The following is a 400-nucleotide window of genomic DNA, read 5'->3' as shown; positions in this document are numbered from 1 at the left end:
GCTGGCGTTATCGCGTGGCGTGGTCGCCGTTGGCCGATGCTGCTGCTGGTGTGTTGTCGGGGGTGTGGTTGGTGGTGGTACCGGCCGGCCTCGCAGGCGATGCGTGGGTGGGTGAGTGCGTGAGTGGTCTGGCGCGCAGCGGTGCCGAGCCGGTGGTGCTGGAACTCGGTGCGGATGGCGCGGGCCGGGAGGAGATGGCCGGGCGGCTGCGTGAGGTTGCCGCTGGGGTGGACGCGGTGGCGGGTGTGGTTTCCCTCCTCGCGTTGGCGTCGGGCCGCGATGCGGTCTTCCCGTCGGTGCCCGTGGGGCTTGCTCTGACGCTTGGTCTGGTTCAGGCGTTGGGTGATGTGGGTGTCGAGGCTCCGTTGTGGTGTGTGACGCGGGGCGCGGTCGCGGTCAC

1 protein-coding gene is annotated in these 400 nt (G+C 70.8%); it reads left to right on the top strand.

Features of this window, described 5'->3' with window-relative positions:
• Positions 1-14: 14 nt before the first annotated feature.
• The coding region (locus tag GT045_RS12010) for a hypothetical protein (protein WP_161334142.1) at positions 15-400 on the top strand (386 nt) is incomplete at its 3' end.

Source organism: Streptomyces sp. SID486 (assembly GCF_009865385.1).
Classification (GTDB): Bacteria; Actinomycetota; Actinomycetes; order Streptomycetales; family Streptomycetaceae; genus Streptomyces.
This window is presented reverse-complemented; position numbering and strand designations above follow the sequence as displayed.